The organism is Yoonia sp., assembly GCF_965660735.1.
Lineage (GTDB): Bacteria > Pseudomonadota > Alphaproteobacteria > Rhodobacterales > Rhodobacteraceae > Yoonia.
Genome location: NZ_CBFIBD010000027.1, coordinates 25,374 through 43,477, shown reverse-complemented (window position 1 = coordinate 43,477; position 18,104 = coordinate 25,374). Strand labels below are relative to the sequence as shown.

The following is an 18,104-nucleotide window of genomic DNA, read 5'->3' as shown; positions in this document are numbered from 1 at the left end:
ATCGGTTCGGTGCGCGTTTTTTATTTGTTCTGCCGGGTGTGATGAGTTTTTGCATCAATTTTTGGGGGGCGCAGATTCTTTTCCGGCAATCTCCGAGTCAAGCGCGATGTTGTGTTGAAGCAAGCGTGTTCAGCTTGCTAGTTTAGCTATGCGATTCACATCGTTCCGGGGGGACATGGAGGAGAACGGCACAAGTTGAAGGCCAAAGGACAGGATTACATTGTCCAGTTTGCCAGAAACGTCGATGCCGGACTTCATGCGAAGTTGACGTAGAGTGACATGGGTAACCCATGTAACGCTGCCATTTTGTGTCTGCGCATATGTTGGGGGCTGCTCCTTGGCATTTGTGTTGTCTGTGGTCCTGAAATCTGCCGCAAGGTGGTTTTGCGTGCTGTTTTTTGCACGCTTTGTCACCGGGCCTATGGATTTGGTGAAAGGCATGCCGCCCGGTGGGGACACTCTGGGTGAACCGATGCTTTTTGTCTGAACCGATGTGACGTGATGACGGGCTATGGCCCGGTTGTGTGGCAAAGCGGTCGTAGGCGGGCAAGGGGACAAGATGACGAACGATGTATGGGGCAGGGTTTTGGATGCGCTACGCGGTGCATTGGGTGCGCATAACTTTTCAAACTGGATTGAACCGCTGGAGTTCTCACAGCTTACCGGCGGGGTCGCGACTTTTCACGTGCCAACGAATTTCATCGGAAATTACGTATCGCAGAACTTTGGCGACCAGATCATCTATCATCTGAACAAACACGGCCAAGACGTGGACAGGCTGAAGTTCATGGTCCACACCGCCGCGCGTCAGGTGCCGCAACCAACCCTGCGACCTGCCGCGAAAACGACACAGGCCGATGATGTGGCAGGTGCGCCGCTGGATGCGCGGTTCACTTTTGACACTTTTGTTGTCGGCAAACCGAACGAACTGGCGCATGCAGCCGCCCGCCGTGTCGCCGAAGGCGGACCTGTGACGTTCAACCCGCTTTTTCTATATGGCGGTGTGGGTCTTGGTAAAACCCATCTGATGCACGCCATCGCACATGAGTTGAAGCAGCGGTCGCCGGAATTGAACGTGCTTTACCTGTCAGCCGAACAGTTCATGTATCGCTTCATCACGGCGCTGCGCGAACGCAAGATGATGGATTTCAAACAGCTGTTCCGGTCAGTCGATGTTCTGATGGTCGATGATGTGCAGTTTATCAGTGGCAAGGACAGCACGCAGGAAGAATTCTTTCACACATTCAACGCGCTGGTGGACGGCCAGAAACAGATCATCATTTCCGCCGACCGCGCGCCGGGCGAAATCAAGGATCTTGAGGAACGGATCAAATCGCGTCTGCAATGCGGTCTGGTCGTTGATCTGCATCCGACGGATTACGAACTGCGCCTTGGTATCCTGCAATCCAAGGTCGATTTCTACGCCAGTCAATACCCCGATGTGCAGATCGCCAATGGCGTCCTGGAATTTCTGGCGCACCGTATTTCCACCAACGTCCGTGTGCTTGAGGGCGCTTTGACCCGGCTTTTTGCCTTTGCATCGCTGGTAGGACGGGAAATTTCCCTGGAGCTGACGCAAGATTGCCTGTCCGATGTTCTCAAGGCATCTGACCGCAAGGTCACGGTCGAGGAAATTCAGCGCAAGGTGTCTGAACATTACAACATCAGGCTGTCTGACATGATCGGGCCCAAGCGGGTGCGCAATTATGCCCGACCACGGCAGGTTGCGATGTATCTGGCCAAGCAGATGACCAAGCGGTCACTGCCTGAAATCGGGCGGCGATTTGGCGGTCGGGATCATACCACAGTGATGCACGGTGTCCGCCGGATCGAAGAACTCAGGACGCTTGATAGCCAAATCGCGGATGACTTGGAATTGCTGCGCCGCGCGCTCGAGGAATAGCGCCAACGCTTGACGCTGGCCCGCCCTTCGTCGACAGTCCAACAAAACGCTTGAGCAACCGGGAAAATGCAGTAGATTTTGCGTCCCGGCGGCCCCGGCCACCAAGATATGCGGAGCATGGGACATGAAATTCAGCATTGAACGCGCGGTTCTTCTTAAGGCGGTTGCGCAGGCGCAGTCGGTGGTCGAGCGGCGCAATACGATCCCGATCCTCGCCAACGTGCTGATCGAGGCATCAGGTGATGACGTGCATTTCCGCGCGACCGATCTGGACATAGAGGTCGTGGACCGAGCGCCCGCCAAGGTCGAACGCGCCGGTGCCACGACCGTCAGCGCGGTGACGCTAAATGAAATCGTGCGAAAATTGCCCGACGGGGCACTTGTGACCCTGACAGAAGACGGCACCAGCGGCAGGCTGACAATCGAGGCGGGGCGGTCGAATTTTTCGCTGGCCACGCTGCCCAAGGAAGATTTTCCCGTCATGGCGTCGTCAGAGTATGCCGCGAACTTTGCAGCCCCGGCCCCGGTATTGCGGCGTCTGTTTGACAAGTCAAAATTTGCTATTTCAACCGAAGAAACCCGCTATTACCTGAATGGCGTCTATATGCATGTGGCCGATGGCGACGGCGGCAAGGTGCTGCGTTGCGTGGCGACCGACGGGCACCGGCTGGCCCGGATCGACGCCGATCTGCCGCAAGGGGCCCAGGATATGGCCGGCGTGATCGTTCCGCGCAAAACAGTGGGCGAATTACGCAAGCTGTTGGAAGACGACGATATGCAGATCGCGGTATCCGTGTCTGAAACCAAGATTCGGTTTGCGACGCCCGACATCACCCTGACGTCCAAGGTCATCGACGGGACATTCCCCGACTACACACGGGTCATCCCCCAAGGCAACACCCGCCGGTTGGAAGTTGACGCATCCGAATTTGCCAAGGCCGTCGACAGGGTTGCGACTGTATCATCAGAACGGTCGCGTGCTGTGAAACTTTCATTGGACGAAGACAGGTTGATCCTCTCGGTCAATGCCCCTGACAGCGGGGCTGCCGAGGAAGAGTTGGCCGTGGCCTATTCCGACGAACCGCTGGAGATCGGTTTCAACGCGAAATACCTGTTGGAAATTGCAAGCCAAGTGGATCGTGAGAACGCTGTTTTCATGTTCAACTCTTCGGGTGATCCGACCTTGATGCGCGAAGGCAATGACATGTCGGCGGTCTATGTCGTCATGCCGATGCGCGTGTGACAGGGGCCAAGATTTTTCGCGAAAAATCTTCGCGGTACCGATGACCCGGCTCGCGCTGACACAACTGACGCTTTCGCATTTCCGCAGCCACAAACGCGCGGTGCTGGATATTGATCCGCGTCCGATGGCCATTTTTGGCCCCAACGGTGCGGGCAAGACCAACCTGCTGGAAGCGATCTCGTTGCTGTCACCGGGGCGCGGGCTGCGCCGGGCCGCTGCCGACGATCTGACCCGCAGGCCAGAGGCGCTGGGTTGGAAAATCACAGCCCACCTTCAGTCTCTGCAACACACCCACGAGATTGAAACATGGGCCGAGGCCGGCAGCCCCCGCCAATTGCGCATCGACGGCAAGACTGCGCCGCAAGTGGCCCTTGGCCGGATCGCCCGTATCCTGTGGCTGGTGCCGGCAATGGACAGGCTGTGGATCGAAGGTGCCGATGGGCGCCGCCGGTTTCTCGACCGCATGACGCTCAGCTTTGAGCCGGGCCATGCCGACGCTGTGCTGACCTATGAAAAGGCGATGCGCGAACGCAACCGCCTGCTGAAAGACATGGTGCGCGACCCGCATTGGTATGGTGTGCTTGAAACGCAAATGGCCGAGGCCGGCGCGCAGATTGTGTCCAACCGCCAGCGGGCCATCGCCGAACTGACCGCAGCGCAGGATGCGGCACAAACCGCCTTTCCCACGGCATCGCTGGGTCTGGCATCCCCCGGCCCGATCCTGGATGATCTGGCCGACGCGCTGGCCGCGAACCGTCGGCGCGACATGGCCGCCGGGCGCACCCTGATCGGTCCGCACCGCGCTGATCTCGATGCGGTTTTTACCGACAAGGGCGTGGCGGCCCGCGACTGTTCCACCGGCGAACAAAAGGCGCTGCTGATCAGCCTGATCCTTGCAAATGCCCGCGCGCTTGCCCGCGATTTCGGGGCGCCGCCGATCCTTTTGCTGGACGAGGTCGCAGCCCATCTTGACGCCATGCGCCGTGCCGCGCTTTATGATGAAATCTGCGCTGTGGGTGCGCAGGCCTTTATGACCGGCACCGGGCCGGAATTATTCACCGAACTGGGCGACCGCGCCCAATATGTCGAAGTGACGGATAGCGACGGCACATCGACCGTCAGCACAAAGGATGCGCCATGACCCCGCAACGTGTGACCCTGATTACCCTTGGCGTGGCTGATCTGGACCGATCCAAGGCGTTTTACGGCGCGTTGGGCTGGACGCCGACAGCAGACGAGGGCGAGGTCGCCTTTTACCAGATCAACGGCATGGCGCTGGGCCTGTTTGGCCGCGATGCGTTGGCCAGCGATCAGGGGCGGCCCGATGTGCCGCTTGGCACCGGGGCCATGACACTGGCCCAGAACTTCGCGACTGAGACAGAGGTGGACACCGCATTTGCAGCCGCCATCGAAGCCGGGGCTACGGCACTGAAAGCCCCTGAAAAGGTATTCTGGGGCGGCTATTCCGGCTATTATGCCGACCCCGACGGACATGTCTGGGAACTGGCGCACAACCCGTTCTGGCCACTGAACCCCGATGGCAGCCTGACCCTGCCCAAGATATGACGATCACCTTTGCGCAAATGGGGCTTTATGCTGGCGCGCTGTTGATCCTGTTCATGACACCGGGGCCGGTCTGGGTCGCGCTGTTGGCGCGGTCGCTGTCGGGCGGGTTTCAGGCAGCCTGGCCGCTGGCGCTGGGCGTTGTGGTGGGCGATGTGATCTGGCCCCTGGTCGCCGTGTTCGGGCTGACGTGGCTGGTGACGGAATTCGCAGGCTTCATGACGGTGCTGCAATGGGTTGCAGTGGCGGTGTTCATCGCCATGGGGGCCGCGTTGATCCGGCACGCTGACCTGTCACTTGAACGCAACAGTCGCCTGACGCGGCCGGGCATGTGGGCCGGGTTCGTGGCCGGGCTGGCCGTTATTCTGGGCAATCCCAAGGCCATCCTGTTCTACATGGGGGTGCTACCGGGGTTCTTTGACCTGACACAGGCGACTGCGGCAGATATCGCAATCATCTGCTTTCTCAGCTTCATTATTCCGCTGGCCGGCAACCTGTTTCTGGCCGCTTCGGTGGACCGGGTACGGGGGCTGTTGAGATCAACCTTTGCCGTTCGGCGGATGAACCTTACCGCAGGCTGGTTGCTGATTGGCGTGGGCGTCGTGATTGCATTTACCTGACGTGTTCAAACCCTGTTTTCGGGGTGAAAATCCCCCTGACGTCAAAGTCCTGCCGATCCACAAAATATTGTGCCATTTGCGTGACATCCCGCTCTGAAAAGCATATATTTTGCGTATAGAATTACGGGAAAGACCACATGGCCGACCACAATCAAAACCAAGAAGAATACGGCGCAGATTCCATCAAGGTTCTCAAAGGCTTGGAGGCTGTTCGCAAGCGCCCTGGCATGTACATTGGGGACACTGACGATGGCTCTGGTCTGCACCACATGGTCTATGAGGTCGTGGACAACGGTATTGACGAGGCATTGGCCGGTCATGCCGACCATGTTTATGTGATCATTCACGATGACGGGTCTGTCACGGTGGGCGATAACGGGCGCGGTATTCCTGTCGATATGCACAAGGGCGAAGGTGTTTCCGCAGCCGAGGTTATCATGACCCAGTTGCACGCGGGCGGCAAATTCGACAGCAATTCCTACAAGGTGTCAGGCGGCCTGCACGGTGTTGGCGTATCCGTAGTGAACGCCCTGTCCGATTACCTTGAACTGCGCATCTGGCGCAACGGCAAGGAACATTATGCAAGGTTCGAGGGCGGCTTCACGGTTGAACCTCTGCGCGTGGTCGGCGATGCCAACGGTCGCAAAGGGACCGAAGTGCGCTTTCTTGCCAGTCTCGACACCTTCAGCAATCGCGACTTTGATTTTCACACGTTGGAAAAGCGTCTGCGCGAACTGGCGTTCCTGAATTCCGGTGTGCGGATCATCGTCAGCGATGAACGGCCTGCCGAACAGCTGCGTACCGAATTGTTCTATGAAGGCGGGGTCAAGGAATTTGTCAAATATCTGGACCGGTCCAAATCGTCGATCCTGCCTGAACCGATCTTTATCACCGGCGAACGTGACGACATCGGGATCGAGGTCGCGATGTGGTGGAACGACAGCTACAACGAAATGGTGCTGCCCTTTACCAACAACATTCCGCAGCGCGATGGCGGCACCCATATGGCCGGTTTCCGGGGCGCGCTGACGCGGACCATCAACAATTATGCGCAGTCGAGCGGGATCGCCAAAAAGGAAAAGATCAGCTTTACCGGCGACGATGCCCGCGAAGGTCTGACATGCGTTCTGTCGGTCAAGGTGCCGGACCCGAAATTCAGCAGCCAGACCAAGGATAAGCTAGTCAGTTCCGAGGTACGGCCTGCCGTTGAAAACCTCGTCGGTGAGAAGCTGGCCGAATGGTTCGAGGAAAATCCCCAGATCGCCAAGATTGTTGTGGGCAAGATCGTAGAAGCCGCGCAAGCCCGCGAGGCGGCGCGCAAGGCCCGCGAACTGACCCGCCGCAAGACGGCGATGGATGTGAATTTCCTTGCGGGAAAGCTCAAGGACTGCTCCGAAAAAGACCCCGCCAAGACCGAAGTCTTTCTGGTCGAGGGTGACAGCGCCGGCGGGTCCGCACAGACGGGCCGCGACCGGGGCACGCAGGCGATCCTGCCGCTTAAGGGTAAGATCCTGAATGTGGAACGCGCCCGGTTCGACCGGATGCTTGGGTCACAGGAAATCGGCAACCTTGTCATGGCGCTGGGTACCGGGATTGGGCGCGATGAATTCAACATCAACAAACTGCGCTATCACAAGGTCATCATCATGACCGACGCCGACGTCGATGGCGCACACATCCGCACGCTGCTGTTGACCTTTTTCTTCCGGCAGATGCCAGAACTGATCGAGGGGGGGTATCTGTATATCGCGCAGCCGCCGCTTTACAAAGTGTCGCGTGGCAAGTCCGAGGTCTACCTCAAGGATCAGGCCGCGATGGAAGAATACCTGATCGAACAGGGGATCGACGGCGCCATGCTGCGGCAGGGCAACGGTGAGGAAATCAGCGGTGCCGATCTGCGCCGCGTAGTCGAAGATGCCCGGCAATTGAAGCGCGTGCTTGATGCATTTCCAACGCATTATCCGCGCCACATCCTTGAACAGGCAGCGATTGCCGGGGCCTTTGCGCCCGGTGCTGTCACAGAAAATCTGCAAGGCGTCGCTGACAAGGTTGCAAAGCGGCTGAACCTGATCGCGCTGGAATGGGAACGTGGCTGGCAGGGCCGGATCACGCAGGACCATGGTGTGCGGTTGGCCCGAATCCTGCGCGGTGTTGAAGAAGTGCGCACGCTTGATGGCGCTATCCTGCGCGGAGGCGAGGCGCGGCGCACGGGCACGTTCACGCAAGCCTTGCAGGATGTTTACGAATTGCCCGCGACACTGGTGCGCAAGGACCGCAGCCAGTTGATCCACGGCCCGCTTGACCTGCTCAAGGCGATTTTGGAAGAAGGCGAAAAGGGCCTTTCGTTGCAGCGCTACAAGGGGCTGGGGGAAATGAACCCCAGCCAGCTTTGGGAAACCACATTGGACCCCGACGCGCGCACGCTGCTACAGGTCAAGGTCGAAGACGTCGCCGAAGCCGATGATCTGTTTACCAAGCTGATGGGCGACGTGGTGGAACCACGCCGCGAGTTTATCCAGAACAACGCGCTGAACGTCGAGAATCTGGACTTCTGATTACGACGCCTGACTATAGCGCACGCCTTCGGGCTTGTGCGCGTCAAAGGCGCTGGCGATAATCCGCGTCAGGGCTCGACCGGCGGGGCGGATCGTCAGCGCCTCATCAGTCAGTTCCACCAGATCACCATATTGCGCGGCAATTTCAGCACAGGTGGCATCCAGCTCATCATTGCTCAGCACCCGCCGGTCCAGCCGAAAATCGCACATCAGCATTTCAATGGCGCGGGCACGCAGCAAGTCATCGTCCGTCATCACATGCCCGCGCACGCCGGCCAACTGGCCCGCCGCGATCCGCTGGGTATAGGCGGGTGTCGCAGCAGCGTTCTGCACGTATCCCGTGGGCAGGCGTGAAATCGACGACGCGCCGATCCCGATCAGTGTGGGGCAGGTATCGGCGGTGTAGCCCTGAAAATTCCGCCGCAAGTGGCCCGTGCGCATGGCCGTTTCCAGCCCGTCACCGGGGCGCGCGAAATGGTCGATGCCGATGGCGCTGAACCCGGCGTTCAGGAATTTGTCGGCGGCCAGTTCGGCCAGATGATAGCGGGCCAGATCGTCGGGCAGGGTTTCTTCCTTGATCAGCTTTTGCCGCTTGGCCATCCACGGCACATGCGCATAACCGAACAGCGCGATCCGGTCGGGCGCAAGGGACAAAACCTTGTCTATCGTGTCGCTGATCCGGGCTGCATCCTGATAGGGAAGTCCGTAAACCAGATCGGCATTCAGTGAGGTAATCCCAGCCGCGCGCAGGTCATCGACGCAATCGCGTGTGACCTCAAAGGGTTGCGCGCGCCCGATGGCGGCCTGCACTTGGGGGTCAAAATCCTGAATGCCGATGCTGGCGCGGTTCATCCCCGCTGCGGCCAGCGCCGCGATCTTGTCGCGATCCACCATCGTGGGGTCAATTTCGACCGAAAATTCCCAATCATCCGTGGGCGGAATCGCCGCCTTGACCGCTTGGGCCAGTCGCTTGATCAGGTCGGGTGGCAGGATCGTCGGCGTGCCGCCGCCCCAGTGCATCCGGCCCATGCGCAACCCTTTGGGCAACACACCAGACAGTAGCGTCAGTTCCTGTTCCAGCGTGTCGATATAGCTTTCAACCGGGGCGAGCGTCTGCGTGCCCTGCGTCCGGCAGGCGCAGAACCAGCACAGGCGTTCGCAAAACGGGATATGCAGATAGACCGACACAGGCACATCAGGTGGCAGTGCCCCCAAGGCTGCAGCCTGTTCCGGCGCACCCACCGCAGGCGAAAACACGGGCGCTGTAGGATAAGAAGTATAGCGCGGCACGCGCGCGTCAAAAAGCCCAAGGGCGGAAAGGCGATCAATCTGTTTCATACGCTGTTTATGGCGCGGTCAGACGGGCCAAACCTTGCGCTGGATCAAACTGCTGGTGGGTTCTCGTCCTGATACACCTCGACCTCGCGGCGCATGATGTCTTCCAACGTGCCGCGCCGTTCGATCATCCGCGTCGTGCCGTCTTCCATGATCATCACCGATGCGGGCAGGTTCATGGAGTTGTATTCGCTTTTCAGCGCATGCACGTAGGCCCCCACACCGGCCATCACCATGATGTCGCCGACCTTGATCCCGTCCATGACGCGCGGGCGCAGATTGCCATCCGCATCCACGGTGAAAACATCTCCGCTTTCGCACAGGTATCCCGCGATGACGTATTCGCGTGGCGCATTGCGGGTCTCGCGGTTGGGCGCAATGAACCGGATCGGGTGATAGCTGCCGTAAAGTGCCGGGCGGATGTTGTGGTTCAACCCGGTGTTGACGATGACAAAATTGAAGCCCTCTGACCCGTCGGGATTGGTGGTTGATTTGACCGCCTGCGCCTCGGCCAGCAAGACACCGGCATTGGCCACCAGAAACCGCCCCGGTTCCAGTTGCAGTTCGATGTCGCGGCCCATTTCGGCAGAGAATTCCTGCATGGATTGCGTCAGCGCCGCCCCCCATTCGCGGATCGGCATGGGCTGGTCGTTGGTCTTGTTATACACCACCGGCAGGCCACCGCCCAGATTGACCGTATCCAGATCGGGAAAGCCGCGCGCGAAATCCAGCGTCTTGTCCTTGATCCGCAGCCAATGGCCCAGATCGGTGCCCGACCCGATATGCGAATGGATCGCCGTGATGCGGATACCATATTGCGCCGCCGCCGCTTTGGCCGCGTCCAACTGGTCGAAATAGATGCCATGCTTGCTGGATGGGCCGCCGGTGTTGGTCTGCGTGTTGGCGCCATGCCCTTCGCCGGGGTTGATGCGGATCGAACAGCGGGTGCCGCCCGCCTGCCCCAGCAGGTGGATCTGGTCGATCGACGTGCAGTTCACCAGCACATCGCGGGCCACAAGGTCGCGATACACGCTCAGCGTTGCGCCTTCGCCGGTGTAATAGATCTGTTCCGGCGTGAAACCTGCGATTAGGGCGCGGTGCACCTCGTTGATGGATGACGCGTCGATCCACATACCTTCGTCCAGCATGATTTTGAGCACCGCCTGCAATGACAGCGCCTTGCAGGCATAGCGGATATGCAGATGGGCGTAAGGGACGGCATCCTTTACCTTGCGACAGTTGGCGCGTATCGCCGCCGCGTCAAAAACGTAAAGCGGGCTGTGGTAGTGCGCCACAAGCGACCGGATCAGATCATCGTCCTGATAAATCCTGCTGTCTTCGACTGAATTGACATCTGTCATGGCGGGCATCCGTTCCGGCGTTGCGTTCGGCCCCGTTTATTGCGGGTGTGTCCCTACGGCAAGGGGCGTCGCCCGATGATCCGGCCAAAGACGAAGGGTGCCGAGCCGATCACAAGTGTGATGCGGATAATGTGCATGATCGACACATAGGCCACATCCTGCCCCAGCGCGAGCGTCAGCAGCGACATCTCGGTCAGCCCGCCGGGCGAATAGGCCAGAAACGCCTGTTCCAGCGGCACCCCGCTGATCCGGCTCAAAGCGGCGGCAAAACCTGTCGCTACCCCTAGCATGACCAGCGTGACAATCGCGGCCAGCCCCAGATCGCGCCGCAATTCCCGCAGCGTGGCCCCGACAAACCTTGTGCCGATGATGGTGCCGACGGTGATCTGGGCGGCAATCACAAGCAAGCTGGGCGGCGCGACAGTAACCCAACCTGTGACATGGGCGATCCCGCTGAGAATCATAGGGCCAAAGATGGCAGAGGCAGGCAGGCGCAGGTGTTTTCCCGCCCAGGCCCCGGCAACGGCACAAAAGCCAAGGATCAGGTAATCGGCCATGCCCAGCGCATCCAGTCCCACCCAGACAGCACCCCCGCCACCCGATGTCACCCCCAGGAACAACCCGAAGAACACAGCGACAAAGCAGATTACCAGCAGAATGCGCGCAGCATGGGCCAGTGCGATGCGGCGTTCATTGCCACCCGCCTCGGTCCCGAGGATCAGCATTTCATTCACCCCGCCGGGCATTGCGGCATAAAAAGCCGTGACAGGGTCATACCCCCCAAAGCGGCGATAAACCTGATAGGACAGCGCCGCCGCGATCGCCAGAAAGGCAGGCAGCAGCGCCAGCGTGATCCCCCATGACCCCAGCCGCCCGAATATTCCCGCAGTGACGCTGGACCCCAGCAAAACGCCAATCACCGGCATCACCCATGGCCGCAAGCGCAGCGGCCCTGCGACAGGTGCGCGCAGCATTGCCGCGACGGTGTTGCCGATCATCGGCCCCAGCATCCATGGCAGGGGCAGACCCGCCAGATAGGCCGCGACCCCGCTGGCCACCCCGATGCTCAGTGCCAGTGCCTGCGATGGCAGGTCGGCCACTATAGTCCGCCGATGTGATGCGTGCCGCGTTTTTTTGCCAACGCGATCTGCTTTTGCCGTTCGCGGAACCGGTCCTTGTCGGCCTCGGTCGTTTCATCCACGCAGTGATGACAGGCGACACCGTCTTCATAGGCGGGATGGTTGCGATCTGATGGTAACAGCGGGCGGCGGCAGGCGTGGCATAGAATGTGCGGCCCTTCCGTCAGGCCGTGACCCACGCTGACGCGGGCATCAAAGACGAAACATTCCCCGTCCCATCTGCTGTCTGCCTGCGGCACGTCCTCAAGGTATTTCAGGATGCCACCCTTGAGGTGATAAACATCCTCGACCCCCTGACCCATCAGGTAGTTTGTCGATTTTTCGCACCTGATCCCGCCGGTGCAGAACATCGCGATGCGCTTGTTGTGGAACCGGTGCTTGTTCGCCTCCCACCACGCCGGAAACTCGCCAAAGGATTTCGTCTGGGGGTCAATCGCCCCGTCAAAGGTGCCGATCGCCACCTCGTAATCGTTGCGGGTGTCAATCACCGCCACATCAGGGGCGCTGATCAGGTCGTTCCAATCGGTGGGGTCAACATAATGGCCGGTGCCCTGCGCAATCGGGTCCACATCGGGCTGGCCCATGGTCACGATTTCACGTTTCAGCCGCACCTTCATGCGGTGGAAGGGTGGGGTGGATGCGGTGCTTTCCTTCCACTCCAGCCCGGTGCAACCGGGCAGGGCGCGGATATGCGCGATGACGGCGTCAATACCCGCGCGGCTGCCTGCAATCGTGCCGTTGATCCCCTCTGCGGCCAGCAGCAGGGTGCCACTGATCCCATGGGTTTTACACAAGGTCAGCAGCGGATCACGCAGGGCGGCGTGATCGGCAAAGCGGGTAAAGTGGTAAAGTGCGGCGACAGTATACATGTAGCGTCAAATACGCCTGTCCGGTCAAAGGGGCAAGTCACGCGATGCGGCAATGGCCAGACCGTCGGCCACGGCGGTAAACGCCTCGGCCCGTTCCAGAGTCGCATCGCGGAACAGTGATACCATCGCCGCTTCGACCACATGCAACAGGCTGGAACCGCCCACAAAGACGACCTTGGCAATCCGGTCGTGCGTGACACCGGCCATTTCAACGGTCTGGCTGGCGCAATCGCTGATCCGCGTGGCATGATCTGCCAGCACTGCCGTCATCTGCGCCTTGGTCAGCCGTGCCCACAGCGCCTTTTCGATCTCGCGCAGGTCAATGCCTGCATCCGTCACGTCATGCGCGTTCAGCCTGATCTTGCCCGCCTCGACTGCAAATGCGATATCGTGGCCCAGTTCCATGTCCAGCACGGTGTTCAGCCGCGCAAACAGTGCCGCATCGACGCCCAATTTTACAAAATCAGCCACCATGCGGCGATTGTCGGGCGTATACAAAAACGGGATTTTCTGCCATGTCGCCAGATCGTTGAAAATCGCGTTCGGGGCCGTATGCGTGCCTGTCCCCAGCGCATTGCGCACGTCCGCGCCGCGCCCCAACAGCGGCATGACATGGGCAATGCTGATCGCACGGTCAAAATCAGTGCCACCGATCCGCACACCATGGCTGGCGATGATGCGCGTCGCGTCGCCGTTCCGTTCAAAGACCGAAAAATCCGAGGTTCCGCCACCGATATCCACGATCAGCCCCAGTTCACCCCTGGCCAGCGGGCCACTGGCCAGGGCTGCGGCCTCTGGCTCATACATGAATTGCACGTCGCTGAATCCCGCCAGATGATAGGCCGCGCGCAGATCGACCTGAGCCTGCGCATTACGGGCATCATCGGCGGAATGGAACCGGACGGGGCGACCCGACAGGGCCCGGTCATAGGTGTCGCCGGTCGCGGCCTCGGCCCGTTCTCGGATCATTTGCAGAAACCGCGCAACCACGTCGAGCAGTGTCAGTCGTTCATGGCCGAACTGGCGGCGTTCGCGCATCAACGGCGTGCCCAGCACCGATTTCAGCGCACGCATGAACCGCCCCTCGCGACCGTCGATCAGGGCGCTATTGGCGACGGAGCCATAGGTCGTGACCTTGCGGTCATGATCAAAGAATACGGATGTGGGCAGCGTGGTGCGCCCCGGCTCTACCTCGATCAGATGCGGACGACCTGCGGCAATCACCCCGGCCGCGGTGTTGGATGTGCCAAAGTCGATGCCCAAGCGCGCCATGTCTGCCTCTGATCCTGCCCGGAAAAAGGCACCGCATAGGCAAAACGGGGCAAGGGGGCAACCCCGCCTGTCCCTTCCATATGTGCAATCATCGCGCTACCACTTGTCATGATGAGAAAACAGAGACCGGAGCCACCATGACCCACGCCCTGCTTGTGATCGATGTGCAAAATGATTTCTGCCCCGGCGGTGCGCTGGCCGTGGCAGAAGGCGACGCCATCGTGCCGGGAATCAATGCCGCCATGAACGATTTCGATGCGGTTATCCTGACGCAGGACTGGCATCCGGCAGGGCATTCTTCGTTCGCGTCCACGCATGAGGCGGAACCGATGAGCATGATGCAAATGCCATACGGCCCGCAGGTTCTGTGGCCCGACCACTGCATTCAGGGATCGACAGGCGCGCAGTTTCACCCTGATCTGACGGTGGATCGTGCCAATCTGATCATCCGAAAGGGGTTCAATCCCGAAATCGACAGCTATTCCGCGTTTTTCGAGAACGACCACACCACGCCCACGGGACTGGAAGGGTATCTGCGCACGCGCGGTATCGACCGGCTGACGCTTGTCGGCCTGGCCACGGATTTCTGCGTGAATTATTCCGCCGTGGACGCCGCAAGACTGGGGTTCGATGTCGCGGTCCGGCTTGACCTGTGTCGCGCGATTGACTTTGACGGATCCCTTGATGCCGCCAAAGCCGGGATGACGGCGGCGGGGGTCGTCATGCGATGACGCTGTCGATCTCGATTGTGATCCCGACATACAACCGTGCCACGCTTGTGCCCCGCGCAGTCAGGTCAGCATTGGATGCCTGCCCCGATGACGCAGAGGTGATCGTGGTCGATGACCATTCTGACACGGCGGCTGGGGCGCTCGCCGATCTGGTAAGCGATCCGCGGCTTCTGGTCCTGGCAAACGCTGGCGATAAAGGCGCCGGCGGCGCGCGCAACTTTGGCGTCGATGCGGCATCTGGCGACATTATTTTGTTTCTGGACGATGACGACGTCATGGTGGGTGACTACGCCGAACGGGTCATGGCCGCCGTCATGCAAAGCGATGCCGACTTTGGATTTTCCAACATGGGCACCATCACCAGCATCGATGCGCCGCTATACAGTATGCGCGTCAAGAAATTGCGCGGCCTGACGACCGGACTGGTCGATGTCAATGTGCCGCTTGTGTCCCGGATGCCGGGGCTTGGTTGTGGGTTTTGGGTTCGCCGCGATGTTTTCCGCAAGATCGGGCCGATCTGCACAGATTTGAAGGTTGATGAAGACGGCGATTTTTACTGTCGTCTGTATGGCCTTGACCACAAAGGCTGGTTCGAAGAACAGCCGGGTTGCATCGTCAGCAAGGGTTACATCGTCGCGGCGGGTGCTGCGCCGCAATTGACGCAAAGCACTGATCCGGCAGAGGAAGCAGCGTGTTATCTGCGCACTCTTCACCGCAATCAGGATTATTTCGGCCCGTTGTCGCCGGAACGCTGGCACCTGATCCGGCGTGCCCTGCGCAAGGCGGCGTTCTATGATGTCGATACGGTTGCGCTCGATGTGCTACGTGATCTGAAACCATTCTCCTGGCGAGTTAAGGGCTGGCTGTTCTGGCAGATGAAAAAACGGGGTAAAAAAATTCATCAACGCCGCATCGCCCAAAAAGGATAGGCGCTGCCTCTTGCCTCTGACACGGGTGCTTGCTCTAACACCGCAAACCAAAGGGGACACATCATGGTCGATATCGCCACCCGCGTCTGGAACCACAAATGGAAGATCGACCCCATCGTCCGGTCGCTTATCGATACGGATTTCTACAAGCTTTTGATGTGCCAGTCGATCTTTCGCAACCACCCCGACACGCAGGTCACTTTTTCGCTGATCAACCGCACCAAATCCATCCGCCTTGCCGATCTGGTGGACGAAGGCGAATTGCGCGAACAGCTTGACCACATACGCTCGCTCTCGCTCACCCGCGGGGAATCCACCTGGCTGCGTGGCAACACCTTTTACGGCAAGCGCCAGATGTTCACGCCTGCCTTCATGGAATGGTTCGAAAATCTGCGGCTCCCGCCCTACCACCTGGAAAAACGCGACGGGCAATACGAACTGACCTTCGAAGGCTCCTGGCCCGAGGTGATGCTGTGGGAAATCCCCGCCCTTGCCGTGCTGATGGAACTGCGCAGCCGGGCCGTGCTGCGCGACATGGGGCGGTTCGAACTGCAGGTGCTTTATGCCCGCGCCATGACGAAACTTTGGGAAAAGGTCGAAAAACTGCGGCCCATCGACGGGCTGCGCGTCGCCGATTTCGGCACGCGGCGGCGGCATTCCTACCTTTGGCAGGACTGGTGCGTGCAGGCCATGATGGAAGGGCTGGGCACCAGCTTTACCGGCACCTCCAACTGCCGGATCGCCATGATGCGAGAGATAGAGGCGATCGGCACCAACGCCCACGAACTGCCCATGGTCTATGCCGCCTTGGCCGACAGCGACGACGCCCTGCGGCAGGCCCCCTACGACGTGCTGGCCGACTGGCAGGACGAACACGACGGCAACCTGCGGATCATCCTGCCCGACACCTATGGGACGGCAGGCTTCCTTGACCGCGCGCCCGACTGGTTGGCGGGCTGGACCGGGATCAGGGTCGATTCAGGCGACCCCGCGACCGGCGCGGAAAACGCGATCAACTGGTGGCGGTCGAGGGGAGAGGACCCGACCAAGAAACTGGTCATCTTCTCGGACGGTCTGGACGTGGACAAGATCATCGAACTGCAAGCCCAATTCGCAGGCCGCGTGCGGGTGTCCTTTGGCTGGGGGACAATGCTGACCAACGATTTCAAAGGGCTGGTGAAGGGCGACGCACTGGCGCCGTTCTCCCTCGTCTGCAAAGCCATCAGCGCCGAGGGCCGCCCCACGGTGAAACTGAGCGACAACCCCAACAAGGCGATGGGGCCGGTGGAAGAGATCGCACGTTATAAGCGCGTGTTCGGGGTGGGGGAGCAGGAGCGGGTGGAGGTTGTGGTTTAGGTTGGTTGGGATTACTGGAGGTCAACTTTGAGGATAAAAAAGTGATCACTGTTCAACTCCCGAGGCAATTTGAGGCCGCTAGACTTTTTCTCTTCATTAAAGAGAATTTTGGAACCTTTGAGTCTGTGCCGGATGCTGTTGAATTCGATTTTTCAAGAATGAACTTCGCGTTCCCTTCGGGTATTGTCTTCTTAAGCAACCTGACACGTTTCCTGCTGCGTCAGGGCTGCGAAGTAAGCTACTCTGGTATGGATACGAACAAAGAGTGCATCAAATTCTTGGACGACTCGTTGTTCTTTCAGCAGCACCTTCGAGAAAAGCTGTCGCAGCATAGTGCTCCTCGCGTCACCACCCAGCCGCTCATCGAGTTGCACCATAAGGAGTGTCATGCGTGGATACATAATACCTTTGCGCCTTGGTTGAGCGACATTTCAGGCGTTCCGATGGCTGGTTTGGCTGAGTTTCAGACCTGCATGTCTGAATTGTTCAACAACATCAATGATCATAGCGCTTTCGACGTTGGCAGTGTCTTTGCTCAATGGTATCCGCAGAAGAAGAATTTACAGATCGTTGTCGCAGATTTTGGGAAAGGAATTCCTGAAACCGTCCGAAGAATTGAGCCTCAACTGTCAGACAACGAAGCGATCATTCGCTCATTTGATGAAGGTTTTTCATCACAGAGCACACCACAGAACCGGGGTCAGGGGTTATACTACCTGAGGCAAAATGTGCTTGAACACCTCGGTGGTGCGTTAACGGTTCGTTCACGTGAAGGTGCGGTGACGTTCCGAAAAAGTGGAAATTCTTTAACAGTTGTGCCATATGATGTTCAAGGGTTCTGCCCGGGAACAATGATTGAGTTCAATATACAGACTGATGTTATTGAATTTGAAGAGGAAAATGACGGAGACTTCGAATGGTGATGAGCGTCAAAAATTTAGTCAATGGCTGCGATACGAATGATCAAGGTATCGTTATCTATAAGCATGTCTCCTCGTGTTTTAAGGCAGGCACTAAGGTCACTCTCGATTTTTCAGGAATCTCGAACGTTACCTCTTCGTTTGTTAATTCTTCTTTCGTCCAGCTTATAGATGATTTTGGCTATGATCATGTCCGGTCGCTGTTGGTCATCAAGGGCGTCAACAATCAAATTGGAAGCCTACTTCGGGAGCGTATGAGCAAGATCGCAGCCTAATTTTCGGTTGGTATGTGCAAAGCACACACCCTA

General features: G+C 59.0%; 16 protein-coding genes. 11 read left to right on the top strand and 5 right to left on the bottom strand.

Annotated features, from left to right (window positions below; translation table 11 throughout):
* The first annotated feature begins 559 nt into the window (after positions 1–559).
* The 6 genes from dnaA (at position 560) to gyrB (ending at position 7,884) form a co-directional block, all read left to right on the top strand.
* Positions 560–1,903: a chromosomal replication initiator protein DnaA gene (gene dnaA / locus ACTG4B_RS10885; RefSeq protein ID WP_439155729.1), complete on the top strand. Its 1,344-nt coding sequence runs from the start codon at positions 560–562 to the stop codon at positions 1,901–1,903.
* 124 nt (positions 1,904–2,027) lie between these two features.
* Positions 2,028–3,146, top strand: coding sequence for a DNA polymerase III subunit beta (gene dnaN / locus ACTG4B_RS10880; RefSeq protein WP_439155728.1), 1,119 nt, complete (start codon positions 2,028–2,030; stop codon positions 3,144–3,146).
* A gap of 40 nt (positions 3,147–3,186) precedes the next feature.
* Positions 3,187–4,287, top strand: coding sequence for a DNA replication/repair protein RecF (recF, locus tag ACTG4B_RS10875; RefSeq protein ID WP_439155727.1), 1,101 nt, complete (start codon positions 3,187–3,189; stop codon positions 4,285–4,287).
* Positions 4,284–4,712, top strand: a complete 429-nt coding sequence (locus ACTG4B_RS10870) for a VOC family protein (protein ID WP_439155726.1) — start codon at positions 4,284–4,286, stop codon at positions 4,710–4,712. The genes recF and ACTG4B_RS10870 overlap by 4 nt, the downstream gene beginning before the upstream one ends.
* Positions 4,709–5,329 carry a LysE family translocator gene (locus tag ACTG4B_RS10865; protein WP_439155725.1) on the top strand — a complete coding sequence of 207 codons (621 nt, stop codon included), beginning with the start codon at positions 4,709–4,711 and terminating at the stop codon, positions 5,327–5,329. The genes ACTG4B_RS10870 and ACTG4B_RS10865 overlap by 4 nt, the downstream gene beginning before the upstream one ends.
* Positions 5,330–5,466: 137 nt before the next feature.
* Positions 5,467–7,884, top strand: a complete 2,418-nt coding sequence (gene gyrB, locus ACTG4B_RS10860) for a DNA topoisomerase (ATP-hydrolyzing) subunit B (protein ID WP_439155724.1) — start codon at positions 5,467–5,469, stop codon at positions 7,882–7,884.
* Here gyrB and hemN read toward each other — a convergent pair whose 3' ends face one another.
* Genes hemN through ACTG4B_RS10835 form a run of 5 tightly spaced genes read right to left on the bottom strand, consistent with a single transcriptional unit; the run spans position 7,885 to position 13,860 of the window.
* Positions 7,885–9,222 (bottom strand): oxygen-independent coproporphyrinogen III oxidase, encoded by a 1,338-nt coding sequence (hemN, locus tag ACTG4B_RS10855; protein ID WP_439155723.1) that lies wholly within the window; start codon positions 9,220–9,222, stop codon positions 7,885–7,887.
* Positions 9,223–9,266: 44 nt separating this feature from the next.
* On the bottom strand, positions 9,267–10,580 hold the full coding sequence (gene lysA / locus ACTG4B_RS10850; RefSeq protein WP_439155722.1) for a diaminopimelate decarboxylase: 1,314 nt from the start codon (positions 10,578–10,580) through the stop codon (positions 9,267–9,269).
* 53 nt (positions 10,581–10,633) lie between these two features.
* Positions 10,634–11,680: an AbrB family transcriptional regulator gene (locus tag ACTG4B_RS10845; protein WP_439155721.1), complete on the bottom strand. Its 1,047-nt coding sequence runs from the start codon at positions 11,678–11,680 to the stop codon at positions 10,634–10,636.
* Positions 11,680–12,588 (bottom strand): oxygen-dependent tRNA uridine(34) hydroxylase TrhO, encoded by a 909-nt coding sequence (trhO, locus tag ACTG4B_RS10840; RefSeq protein ID WP_439155720.1) that lies wholly within the window; start codon positions 12,586–12,588, stop codon positions 11,680–11,682. Before trhO ends, ACTG4B_RS10845 begins: the two co-directional genes overlap by 1 nt.
* A 24-nt stretch (positions 12,589–12,612) precedes the next feature.
* Complete coding sequence (locus ACTG4B_RS10835) at positions 12,613–13,860, bottom strand: Hsp70 family protein (protein WP_439155719.1); 1,248 nt, start codon at positions 13,858–13,860, stop codon at positions 12,613–12,615.
* A gap of 137 nt (positions 13,861–13,997) precedes the next feature.
* Between ACTG4B_RS10835 and pncA the strand changes: the two genes are divergently transcribed.
* The 5 genes from pncA (at position 13,998) to ACTG4B_RS10810 (ending at position 18,071) form a co-directional block, all read left to right on the top strand.
* Positions 13,998–14,591, top strand: coding sequence for a bifunctional nicotinamidase/pyrazinamidase (gene pncA, locus ACTG4B_RS10830; protein WP_439155718.1), 594 nt, complete (start codon positions 13,998–14,000; stop codon positions 14,589–14,591).
* The gene (locus tag ACTG4B_RS10825; RefSeq protein WP_439155717.1) at positions 14,588–15,520 is read left to right on the top strand and encodes a glycosyltransferase family 2 protein; all 933 of its coding nucleotides are present in this window, start codon (positions 14,588–14,590) and stop codon (positions 15,518–15,520) included. The genes pncA and ACTG4B_RS10825 overlap by 4 nt, the downstream gene beginning before the upstream one ends.
* 63 nt (positions 15,521–15,583) lie before the next feature.
* Positions 15,584–16,876 carry a nicotinate phosphoribosyltransferase gene (gene pncB / locus ACTG4B_RS10820; RefSeq protein WP_439155716.1) on the top strand — a complete coding sequence of 431 codons (1,293 nt, stop codon included), beginning with the start codon at positions 15,584–15,586 and terminating at the stop codon, positions 16,874–16,876.
* A 41-nt stretch (positions 16,877–16,917) separates the two neighbouring features.
* On the top strand, positions 16,918–17,799 hold the full coding sequence (locus ACTG4B_RS10815) for an ATP-binding protein (RefSeq protein ID WP_439155715.1): 882 nt from the start codon (positions 16,918–16,920) through the stop codon (positions 17,797–17,799).
* Positions 17,793–18,071, top strand: coding sequence for an STAS-like domain-containing protein (locus tag ACTG4B_RS10810; RefSeq protein WP_439155714.1), 279 nt, complete (start codon positions 17,793–17,795; stop codon positions 18,069–18,071). The genes ACTG4B_RS10815 and ACTG4B_RS10810 overlap by 7 nt, the downstream gene beginning before the upstream one ends.
* The last annotated feature ends 33 nt before the right edge of the window (positions 18,072–18,104 follow it).

Coding starts and splice junctions, on each gene's coding strand:
- hemN (WP_439155723.1), bottom strand. CDS start 9,222: ATGAAACAGATTGATCGCCTTTCCGCCCTTGGGCTTTTTGACGCGCGC.
- ACTG4B_RS10835 (WP_439155719.1), bottom strand. CDS start 13,860: ATGGCGCGCTTGGGCATCGACTTTGGCACATCCAACACCGCGGCCGGG.
- recF (WP_439155727.1), top strand. CDS start 3,187: ATGACCCGGCTCGCGCTGACACAACTGACGCTTTCGCATTTCCGCAGC.
- gyrB (WP_439155724.1), top strand. CDS start 5,467: ATGGCCGACCACAATCAAAACCAAGAAGAATACGGCGCAGATTCCATC.
- ACTG4B_RS10865 (WP_439155725.1), top strand. CDS start 4,709: ATGACGATCACCTTTGCGCAAATGGGGCTTTATGCTGGCGCGCTGTTG.
- trhO (WP_439155720.1), bottom strand. CDS start 12,588: ATGTATACTGTCGCCGCACTTTACCACTTTACCCGCTTTGCCGATCAC.
- pncA (WP_439155718.1), top strand. CDS start 13,998: ATGACCCACGCCCTGCTTGTGATCGATGTGCAAAATGATTTCTGCCCC.
- lysA (WP_439155722.1), bottom strand. CDS start 10,580: ATGACAGATGTCAATTCAGTCGAAGACAGCAGGATTTATCAGGACGAT.
- ACTG4B_RS10825 (WP_439155717.1), top strand. CDS start 14,588: ATGACGCTGTCGATCTCGATTGTGATCCCGACATACAACCGTGCCACG.
- ACTG4B_RS10870 (WP_439155726.1), top strand. CDS start 4,284: ATGACCCCGCAACGTGTGACCCTGATTACCCTTGGCGTGGCTGATCTG.
- ACTG4B_RS10810 (WP_439155714.1), top strand. CDS start 17,793: ATGGTGATGAGCGTCAAAAATTTAGTCAATGGCTGCGATACGAATGAT.
- pncB (WP_439155716.1), top strand. CDS start 15,584: ATGGTCGATATCGCCACCCGCGTCTGGAACCACAAATGGAAGATCGAC.
- dnaA (WP_439155729.1), top strand. CDS start 560: ATGACGAACGATGTATGGGGCAGGGTTTTGGATGCGCTACGCGGTGCA.
- dnaN (WP_439155728.1), top strand. CDS start 2,028: ATGAAATTCAGCATTGAACGCGCGGTTCTTCTTAAGGCGGTTGCGCAG.